Consider the following 9,710-nt stretch of genomic DNA (forward strand, 5'->3'; position numbering starts at 1 on the left):
CTTGGCAATAGAGCGCATCAAGCCTTGGGTCTGCCGCAGTGGCTGCTTGAAAACCATGCCTAGCGTCAGGCAAAGCTCGATCGCCAAATCCGAATATAAAGCCTGACCACCAGGCGTCGTTCGCGGTGGTGCTGACCACAACGCAAGCGCGTCCTCGCTGACCCAGACCGTCAGATCACCACGTCCTCGCAGGCCTTCGTCGTACTCTGCCCAGTTGGTCACCCGTTGCTTCTGTTTCGGTATTTTGTCACGATGATCAGCGTTGAACTTATGCGGCATCTAAAGCATCCTCAACAGAACAGGCCACAACCGATATCAGTCGAGAGAGGCTCCGTGCAACAAGGCCCATTCGAACTGAAGCGCCGTGTTCCGTCTGATCCAAGAGCGTGGCTACGAGGGGAGTCTGACGCACTTGCAGCGGCTACTGGCGGGCTGGCGCAGAGCAGAAAAGCAAACGAAGGGCCCTGCCGTGGAGCACCAGATCCTGAAGCCGGTTCGGGACCCGGAAACGGGTCACGCGATCTCCCCGGTCATCGCGGCCGCACTGTGCATCAAACCCCGTGGAAAGCTCACCTCGGATCAGGCGCGGAAAGTAGACGCTCTCAAGGCCGGTTCTCCCGCCTTCGCAACGATGCGCAGCCTCGCCATGCGGTTCAACGGTATCATGCACGGCCACCAAGCAGACCCGCTCGCTGCATGGATGGACGACGCGATCGAAACCGACCTGGCGCCCATCGTGCGCTTTGCCCGCACCTTGAACCGGGACTTCTATGCGGTCAAAAACGCCATCGAGATGCCCTGGAGCAACGGCCAAGTGCAAGGTCAGATCAACCGCCTGAAAACCCTCAAACGCGCGATGTACGGTCTAGAATTGTTGCGGGCGAGAATGCTACCGTTCCGCCACACAGATTGAGGCAGAGCCGAATTAACGGCAACGCGACACTTGATGTCGGCAACGATGATCGGCAAAGCACATCGGCAAACTCTTGGACTTCATGGCCAAAAAGAGTATCAAAGGATGATAGTTCCGCCCCTACAAGATCGGCAAAAAATGCTTGAGACGCCCGGCAGGATAGAACCGTGCTTCTTCGAGGAGCAGATACCTGCCAGTTTGGCGGACCTGTCGGTCGAAATCCAGCGCGAGGCTGCCCGGCTCGGACAGGGGCTGCATCCGGACAGCGTGGCCGAGCTGGCGGACTTGGTCAGAGTGATGAACTGCTACTACTCGAACCTGATCGAGGGGCACAACACTCGCCCGCGCGATATCGAACGGGCCCTTGCCGGAGCGGAACTCGAAGCCGAGACGCGTCCGCTTGCGCTGGAAGCCCGCGCTCATGTCATCGTTCAACGGTCGATCGACAAGATGCACCGGGAAGGCATCTTGCTCCGGCCCACATCCGTCGCGTTCCTCACTTGGGTGCACAAGGCGTTCTACGACGAGATGCCCGATGAATTCCGCCGCATCGAACACCCGGACGGAAGCACAGAACCCATCATTCCGGGTCGTATCCGGCAAGAGGGTGACAGCGAAGTCGCCGTCGGGCGGCATATGCCCCCGTCCTCGGCTCGGGTCGCGGCCTTCATGGACCATTTTGACAAGCGTTTTCAGATCGCGGCGCGCTCGGCGAGCGGACGGATCATCGCCATTGCCTCGGCGCACCACCGCCTCAACTACATCCACCCGTTTCCCGACGGGAACGGGCGGGTCAGCCGCCTGATGTCACATGCCATGGCACTCGAGGCTGGTATCGGCGGCCAAGGGTTGTGGTCTGTCTCGCGCGGGCTGGCACGCGGATTGACGGACCGGGGCGAGTACAAACGCATGATGGACATGGCCGACAGCCAACGTCGCGGCGATCGAGACGGGCGGGGTAACCTCTCTGAGGCCGCCCTGAAGACATATTGCGAATGGTTCCTGAAGGTTGCGCTGGATCAGGTCACCTTCTCGGCTAAGCTCTTTGACCTAGGCGGTCTCGAAAAACGTTATCGACGTCTGGTCGAAGATACTGTCGATGACAAGCGTGCGCCCGACCTCATTTCAGCGGTTATTCGGTATGGTGCGCTGGAACGCGGAGAGGCCCAAATCGTCCTCAAGACCTCCGAGCGCACGGCGCGCAACACGTTGAGCAAGCTAACATCAGCCGGCTACCTGTCATCCGCCTCACCGAAGACGCCCGTGCGTTTGGCGTTTCCTCTCGACTACCGGGAGCGACTTTTCCCCAACCTGTTCGCTGACGGGGATCTGCCTCAATAATTGATGAGGATCTGCTGGAGGCTTAAATATTGCTGCGGTATTCAGTTGGTGGCGCACCACATCCGATACCGCCCCTGCCCGGTCACCTCGCGGATAAGGCCTCGCGTTTCCATCCAGGCGAGGTTGCGCTGGACGGCGGCGCGGCTGGCACCGGTCAGGGTCTCGGCCATTGGGGCGGAGACGAGGGGCCATTCGGTCAGCACGGCGCGCAATGCTGGTGGTGTCTTCCCAGAGAGCGGGGCCATCATGGTTTCCGCCCGCGCTGACCATGCCTGGATATCGTCGAGGTGCCGCATCGCGGTCAGGCATGCTGTTTCCATTCCCTCGAGCCAACGCTCCAAGCGCTCAGCCGGTGTACCACTGGCGCGCAGTCCCCCTGCCCCGCGTAAACCCAGAGGCGCAAAGATGGCCCCCCCATTCGAATTCGGGCCTTCACTGGCGGCAATGCGTGCGGCGGTTACCGCCGCTTCCATCCGGTCGCCTTGTTGCCCGAGGCCCGCAAGGCTCCAGAGGTGAAACCCCATGCCGGCGCGTGTGATCGGGTGCAAGTAGACGGCTTGCGCCATCAGGTCAAGCCAACCGCCCGCGCGATCCGCAAAGGGCTCGGCTTCATCCGCCATGTTCTCGGGATCACGGCGATCAAGGAAGGCGGAAAGGTCCACCTCTGGGCCGGGACCGCCTGTCAGACGCCGCACCGCCCATCCGACACGCGCGAGCGCTGCGGTGTCGTCTTGCATCCCGGACAAGCGCATGGATATCCAGAGCGCCAGCCGATCCGGGCCAATTCGGTCGCCCACAAACCAGCTGAGGCCTGTCGCCTCTATCAGCGCGAGCCTGTGCCGCCAGCCTTCCGGGCCACGGTGCAGACGGTCATCCAGCGCGCCAATCCGGCCAGTCACACGGGCGAGATGGGCGGCATTGTCTGCCTCTGCCTTCCGCCAATCGTCGAGGACTGCGGTTTCACGCGGCTCTGTCCTTGGTCCGGGCGGCAGATAATCCGGCTCCTCTTCCATCGGACCGGGCAGGAACCACAGGTCGCCCTCAGACGTCTCTTCAAGCCCTTCCACATCCACTAGAGGATCGTCAAAACTATCATGCTGAATAAATACTTGAGGCTTCATATGTGCAAAATACGCCAATTTTGCATTTTACCCAAGTGTTTTTTCAGGGTACGCCCACTCACCCTATATAGCACGCGTGCGGGACGGTCTGCGAGAACTCTCTGATCGCGCTCAGCGTATGGAAACCAAGGGGTTTCGGATGAACAGCGCCACAAAGAGCAGCATTGCATCCGTTTACAAACGGTCGTTTATTAGCGCTACCTGAAACTGCAAAAAGCCTGTTTTGATGCCTTTAATCGGCTATGCCCGCGTTTCGACCGAGGAGCAGACCCCCCTGCCCCAGTCGCAGGCCCTTAAATCCGCAGGCTGCATCGAGATCCATGAAGAACAGGCCTCTGGCGGAAATCGCGCGCGGCCAGTACTGGCGCGGGTGCTGGAACGGATTGGCAAGGGCGACACGCTGGTAGTGGTGCGCATCGACCGATTGGCGCGATCGCTTTCGCATCTACTCGAGGTGATCGAGCGGCTTGAGGCCAAAGGCGCTTTCTTTCGCTCGATTGAGGATCCGATCGATACCGCATCCCCTCAGGGCAAGTTCACGCTGCAGGTCCTGGGCGCTGCGGCGGAGTTTGAGCGCGCCCTGATCCGGGAACGCACCAAGGCCGGGCTTACCAGCGCGCGCACCAAGGGCCGCGTGGGCGGGAACCCTGGGCTGCGAGCCAGGGATCCGGCCGCTCTTCGCAAGGTGCGGCTCGCGCGACAGGACGGATACGTGGAGCGGCTGAACGAGACGGCGCAAGATTGGGTGCCCCATGTGCGCCGCCTTCGCCCCGACATGGCTTGGGAAGACGTGCTGCGCATCGTCAATGGCCCCTTACCCGAGGCCAGACGCTGGACGCAAAGCCGCCTGCTGCGCGCCGTTAAGACTTATGTACGGGATGGTTTTTTACCCGCAGAGGTGCTGCAACGTGCCGGACGTCGCGAAACTGACGACCGCCTGCCCGCCATCGTCGCCGCCATCAAGGGCGCGGATCCAGACGTCACCCTTCAGGCGATCTGTGATCGGCTGCTGGAGATGCGCGAACGTACCCCGCGTGGTCGCACGAGCTGGCAGCCGTCATCGGTCAAGATGCTATTGGAGCGGGCCGAGAAACTGGGGTTGCTTGAGTGACCTTTGGGAATCAGATTCGCTCAGAAGTAGAGAAAGGTCCCTATGGTTATCGCGTATATCTTGGGTCACCACGCTCATGGCACCACAAGCAGTTGTTGAGACGCAGGGAGGCGGCGGCTTAAGCTATTGTATTATATGTATTTTTTTCTGCGGGACCGCCGTGTCCGAGAAATCTCTTGCCCGTCAAGGCTTTTAGTGACATTTTTCCAGAAGAACGCAAGCCATCAGTTTCGGGCGGTTTCGCGTTCTTTCTCAAATTAGACCCGAAACACGGGCAGCGAGACGAGCATGAACGAGCAGCGGATTCGAATGGATCAAAAGATCCAGGCCATGGCAACACGTCTGAGTAAGTCGCTCGATGTGAACATGCGCAAGTCCTTTCTACCGGATGAGCGAAAGGCCTTGCGGCGTTTCAGTTCAACAGAGGTTGCCCAAGTCCTTGGGGTCAGCCAAGACTTTCTGCGGAAGATGTTCTTCGAAGACAGGCTCAATCTAGGCGAGATCGAGACAGACGCCCGCGGCCGTAGGTTCTACACGGCAGAGCAAATCGACATCGCCCGTCATGAGATTGCAGCGTCAAGCACAAAGTTCCATCACATCGTACCTCGCCGCCGAGATGGGGAGCAAATCCAGATCATCTCCATCGCCAATTTCAAAGGCGGAGCGGGCAAGACGACAACGGCAATTCATCTGGCACAAAAACTGGCCCTAGATGGATACCGAGTCATGGCAATTGACCTAGACCCTCAGGCATCCATGACCACCATGTTCGGTTTCCGGCCGGAGCTAGATTTTCCTGAAGTAGGAACCGTCTATGATGCCCTTCGCTATGAGGATCCCGTCCCTTTCCGAGATATTTTGCTCAAGACATACTTCCACAATCTTGACCTGGCACCGGCCGGTTTGCTTTTGTCCGAGTTCGAAACAGAAACTGCACATGCCCTTCGGAACAACATCCGTCCGCCGTTCTATCAGAGGCTTGCCCTGTGCATAAATGAGGTCGAAGCCGACTACGACGTTGTCGTCATCGACTGTCCTCCCCAGCTCGGATTTACGACACTCTCTGCCTTGGTTGCATCAACTTCGCTGATCGTGACTGTCATCCCGAGCATGCTTGATGTGGCCTCTATGGCGCAGTTCCTGCAGCTCACGTCCAGCCTAATGGCAACAATCGCAGATGTAGGTGCTTCTCCAGACTGGGACTTCATGCGATTCCTGATCACACGCTTTGAGCCGAATGACGGGCCCCAAACACAGATGGCAGCTTTTCTTCGGACAATGTTCACCGATGATGTACTCACACAGCCATTCCTGAAGTCTTCTGCTGTTTCGGATGCGGGCCTTACCCAACAGACGCTCTACGAAATTGCAAGATCCGATTTTCACCGGCAAACCTATGATAGGGCAATTGAATCCATCAACGGGGTCGTTGACGAGGTTGAAGGTCTTATCGGGACCGCATGGGGGCGCAAATAATGGCCCGCAAAGTTACATTCGACATTCCTGACGACGAGGAAAAAGTGGAAGATCCCTCCTTTTCCTCCACCCAAGCCCAGTCCAGAGCCCCTGCCCTTTCCGGCATGGCCCGTTCCCTTCAAGATGCAGCACAATCTTCCATTCAGGAGATCAGTACGGATCTGATCGATGACTCTGAGTTCAAGGATCGTCTTTCACTAGATGACGAGCAAGAGATCCGGGAACTTGCCGAGAGTATCGAGAAACAAGGCCAGCTAATCCCAATACTCATCAGCCCGGCAGGACGCCGATACAGGGTAATCTACGGGCGTAGACGTCTCGCAGCGCTTCGCCTGATCGGAAAGCCAGCAAAGGCCCTGATCAGATCCCTCGATGAAGATCAGGCTATTCTTGCTCAGGGACAAGAAAACAGCTTCCGCAAGGACCTTAGCTGGATCGAAAAGGCCCTATTCGCACGTTCTCTCCTCGATTCCGGGAAAGATGAAGGATTGGTCTGTGATGCCCTGAATATCGACCAGAAGGCGCGGCGCGGCGGGGCTAAGCTCACCGGCCTCGCCCGGATGAAGCAAGTGACATCCTGCATTCCCATAGAGATCATAGAAGCAATTGGACCTGCCTCGGGGGTTGGTCGTGATCGCTGGTATGCGGCTGCGAAATCCTACGAAAGCCTCGGGTTTCCGGCCGGAAACCAGAACTTCGCGGCAGAAATTTTGAAATCCAAAGATGCCGGGAACGGTTCGGACGAGCGATTCGCCACCTTTGAGGTAATGATGCGGAGGCAAAAACCTCCTTCCCTCTCAGCGATCGCGACAGACTACGGCTCTGTAAAGATCACCAAAAGGAATGTGGTCATTACCGTTAAGAGCAGTGAAAACGGACTTCATACATGGATATCAGAGAACCCGAAGGCCGCCTTAGCGGCTTTGGCTGCCGCGCGAGCGGCGGACAAGAGTGCGGGTATGGGTGCCACAATCGACACCAACGAGGTGGATAGGACCCAAACCGTCCTGCCGAAGCCCACAAGTGGCGATCCTGACGATTTTACAAATTTGGCCGCCCCGACATCGGAGGATCTCGACGTCGAGGACACGTGACCAAAGACAACAAAAACAGAGCAGAAAGGAGGACACGTCAGAAAAGGAAAGACCCCCCGAAAGCAACGCTTCCGAAGGGCCTCAATTAGCTTCGACACCTGATTGATACCCCGAAGGCGAATCGATTTCAACACCGTTCGCGGTGAACGGGGATGCTTTTTCTGTCAAAATCATCATGAGACAGGTATTTTCTCACACCCCCGCCTTGGCGGAACGATCTTCTGTACTCAGTACAAACCCGTACAGGGTCATCGAACCGATCCGAGTGCTTCGCAAAGAACTCGGGCTAACACCAAATGATCTAGTAACGCTTCAGGCCTTGATCAGCTTCATGCCGAAGAAGGCTGGACAAACGGCTTCAATGACCATTGTCTTCCCCTCAAACGCATCCTTGTCGGAGCGAACGAACGGCCTGAACGAGAGAACGATCCGGCGGTGTATCGGACACCTCGTGGATGCGGGGCTGATCCACCGCAGGGATAGCGCAACCCGGAAGCGGTTCCCTCTTCGCTACGGTGGATTGATCAGAGATGCGTTTGGCTTCGATTTGCAGCCAATGTTTGAACGGGAAAGAGAGCTCACCGAACACGCAGAACAGCTTGTGGACGATCAGGAAAAGCTACGGTCACTTAAGGCCGAGGCACTGGCTCTTCGTGTCGAAGCTCTGCGTCAAGCAAAGGATGAGGAGACAGTCTCGTTTCTCCAAAAAGTGCGCAACATCCTACGGCGTGCCACTCTGAAAGCCGAAGAGATCATAGAACTCATCAAGAAATTGGCAGAGTTGACCGGAGTAGAAATCAAAGAGTTTCCGGCCGGAAACCACGACGCTCACGCACTGATGCCCGACGAAATGTCCGGCGACGACGGACAAAATGTCCGGCACGTAGAACCCACAAGATTGAATATAAAAAAGGATGCGATAGGTGCTCACACCAGCTCTGATTACCGGGAACGAGGAGACCCAACCACTATGGCTTGGGAAGACCTAAAAAACGTGTCGGAGTTTTTCCCCAATGAGCCAAGAGACCATCAATCGGTTGTAAGGATATTGGCAGACGTAGGAAAGTTGCTAAGAATAGGACAAGACAAAATCTTAAAACATCTCAGAGAACACGGCCCAGGACGGCTTCTTCTTGCACTCGACGAGATGCTTCTGAGGACCAGCACAGGGCATGTGAGGAATACCAACGCCTACCTGGACGCAATGATGAGGCAAGGAATGTGATAGCAGACTTGCAACGAGATGGGCATTACCGACCACTACCAAGGAAGCCAATGACGGCGACACTTAGCAACCTCCATACGGAAAAGCGTCAACACCACGGTGATCAGAGAATCGACACGAATCTTTTTGAACATCAGGATGGTGGCGCGCTAAGCAAGCTTTCTTACATCCGGGACAGTCGGCCTTCGTCATCCACAACGTCAAGTCTGCATCCTTCGCCAGTCCAGCGCCACAGCACAATGTTGTTGTCTACCGCCGATGTGCCCTTAGCAAAGCTTCGGATCAAAAGGCCCGCAAAGCCGTCAGTGATGAGACTGGCGGCAAAGTCCTGCGTCGGAACAGTTTGCCCATCGAGCATCCTTGCGCGCCAGCCCGGATCTGCAAGTGTGCCTTTTGTCATGCCGTATTGTGCAACTGCGTCTGCGTCTCGGGTATCAAAAATAGGGCCAAGATCGGCAGCGTAGGACACAAGCATCGTGGGCTGCAGGCTTCCGACCTGGTTTGCTTCGCGCAACGCCGTGGTTGGATCGAGCGCGGTGTAGAGGGCCGGGGTGCCCTTCGCGTTGAATCGCCCTCCATAGAGTTCAGCACCACGCCCGGAGAGAGGTTCACGCGCATAGACAGGGTTGAGGGCGCGGTAGAGCGGACCTGCATAACGCCCAACCGTAAGAGGCATCAGGCGAAGACGCCTGCGTCGACCGCGTCGATGTATTCGAGAACCTGCTGCGCCTTGCCGTCCTGCACCAACTGCATCGCGGTCCGGCCGTCAAACCCGGGCAGGGGCTCTGAGCGATACCAGGCATAAGCCATCAGTTCCGACCCGAACCGCGGCTCGACCTTGTTGAGCACTTCGACCAGTTCGCGCAAACGGCGCTGTGTCTTGTCCGAGCTGATACGGCTCCGCCGCTGCATGGCATCCTTGCCAAGACCAACCGTCATTGCGATCTCCTCTGCCGAGGTGCGCAGCGCTGCTGCGATCTTGCGCGGTTCAAACTGTCCGCCTTCTGCAAAGTTTGTGATGTGCATAACGTTACTCCATACGGTCATTATGACGGTATATAGCGGCAATATTACCGAATATCAAGTCAGCGACAGTGCTCTCCGGGTTTCTCCCGGCGTTGTTGCACGGAGGGTAAATTGGCTGGAACGCGCCCTACCCGAGACGGATTTCAGGCGGTGCGTTCGAAATTGGGCCTGCCAAGTTCGGTCATCCGGTCCAGAATCCGGACGCCAATCTTGGCCTCTGTCTTCTGATTTTCGAACGATCTCGCCTTGAGTTTGGGGCCAATGACGGCCTTCCAACGACCCATCAAGGTTTCGCCACGGCTGCGCTGATTATATCCCGATGACGTTTGCCAAGCCATGCGACCACGGGCAGCTATGTCCGCGATATGGCAGTCTCGAGTGCTTGGGTTTTGGGCGGCATCGG

Annotated in this window: 9 protein-coding genes and 2 pseudogenes; 6 read left to right on the top strand and 5 right to left on the bottom strand. The window is 57.3% G+C overall.

Annotation, left to right across the window (positions count from 1 at the left end; translation table 11 throughout):
- Nucleotides 1–279: transposase (locus tag BM174_RS19915; RefSeq protein WP_177209555.1), on the bottom strand; the 279-nt coding region annotated here is incomplete at its 3' end.
- 85 nt (nucleotides 280–364) lie between these two features.
- Between BM174_RS19915 and BM174_RS19920 the strand changes: the two are divergent.
- Together BM174_RS19920 and BM174_RS19925 are read left to right on the top strand one after the other, a co-directional pair.
- Nucleotides 365–913: pseudogene (locus tag BM174_RS19920) on the top strand (transposase); the annotation flags it as partial.
- Between the two features lie 138 nt (nucleotides 914–1,051).
- Nucleotides 1,052–2,254 carry a Fic family protein gene (locus BM174_RS19925; protein ID WP_093925568.1) on the top strand — a complete coding sequence of 401 codons (1,203 nt, stop codon included), beginning with the start codon at nucleotides 1,052–1,054 and terminating at the stop codon, nucleotides 2,252–2,254.
- A 41-nt stretch (nucleotides 2,255–2,295) separates the two neighbouring features.
- Here the strand turns inward: BM174_RS19925 and BM174_RS19930 are convergent, their stop codons facing one another.
- A complete protein-coding gene (locus BM174_RS19930) occupies nucleotides 2,296–3,375 on the bottom strand; it encodes a hypothetical protein (RefSeq protein WP_093925569.1) in 1,080 nt (359 codons plus the stop codon).
- Between the two features lie 226 nt (nucleotides 3,376–3,601).
- On the opposite strand from BM174_RS19930, the gene BM174_RS19935 reads away from it, so the two are divergent.
- From BM174_RS19935 to BM174_RS19950, 4 genes are all read left to right on the top strand, one after another.
- Nucleotides 3,602–4,486 (top strand): recombinase family protein, encoded by an 885-nt coding sequence (locus BM174_RS19935; protein WP_093925570.1) that lies wholly within the window; start codon nucleotides 3,602–3,604, stop codon nucleotides 4,484–4,486.
- Between the two features lie 288 nt (nucleotides 4,487–4,774).
- Entirely contained in the window at nucleotides 4,775–5,962 is a 1,188-nt protein-coding gene (gene repA / locus BM174_RS19940; RefSeq protein WP_019956879.1) for a plasmid partitioning protein RepA, read from the top strand.
- Nucleotides 5,962–7,056 (top strand): plasmid partitioning protein RepB, encoded by a 1,095-nt coding sequence (repB, locus tag BM174_RS19945; RefSeq protein ID WP_245766467.1) that lies wholly within the window; start codon nucleotides 5,962–5,964, stop codon nucleotides 7,054–7,056. Before repA ends, repB begins: the two co-directional genes overlap by 1 nt.
- Nucleotides 7,057–7,231: 175 nt before the next feature.
- Nucleotides 7,232–8,281 (top strand): helix-turn-helix domain-containing protein, encoded by a 1,050-nt coding sequence (locus tag BM174_RS19950; RefSeq protein ID WP_093925572.1) that lies wholly within the window; start codon nucleotides 7,232–7,234, stop codon nucleotides 8,279–8,281.
- A gap of 163 nt (nucleotides 8,282–8,444) precedes the next feature.
- Here BM174_RS19950 and BM174_RS19955 read toward each other — a convergent pair whose 3' ends face one another.
- The 3 genes and pseudogenes from BM174_RS19955 to BM174_RS19965 all read right to left on the bottom strand — a co-directional run.
- Nucleotides 8,445–8,957, bottom strand: coding sequence for an RES family NAD+ phosphorylase (locus BM174_RS19955; RefSeq protein WP_093925573.1), 513 nt, complete (start codon nucleotides 8,955–8,957; stop codon nucleotides 8,445–8,447).
- Nucleotides 8,957–9,307: an MbcA/ParS/Xre antitoxin family protein gene (locus tag BM174_RS19960; RefSeq protein ID WP_074788326.1), complete on the bottom strand. Its 351-nt coding sequence runs from the start codon at nucleotides 9,305–9,307 to the stop codon at nucleotides 8,957–8,959. Before BM174_RS19960 ends, BM174_RS19955 begins: the two co-directional genes overlap by 1 nt.
- Before the next feature lie 143 nt (nucleotides 9,308–9,450).
- A pseudogene (locus BM174_RS19965) lies at nucleotides 9,451–9,710 on the bottom strand (IS5 family transposase); the annotation flags it as partial.

The sequence above is a fragment of the Sulfitobacter brevis genome (assembly GCF_900112755.1).
GTDB classification, from domain to species: domain Bacteria; phylum Pseudomonadota; class Alphaproteobacteria; order Rhodobacterales; family Rhodobacteraceae; genus Sulfitobacter; species Sulfitobacter brevis.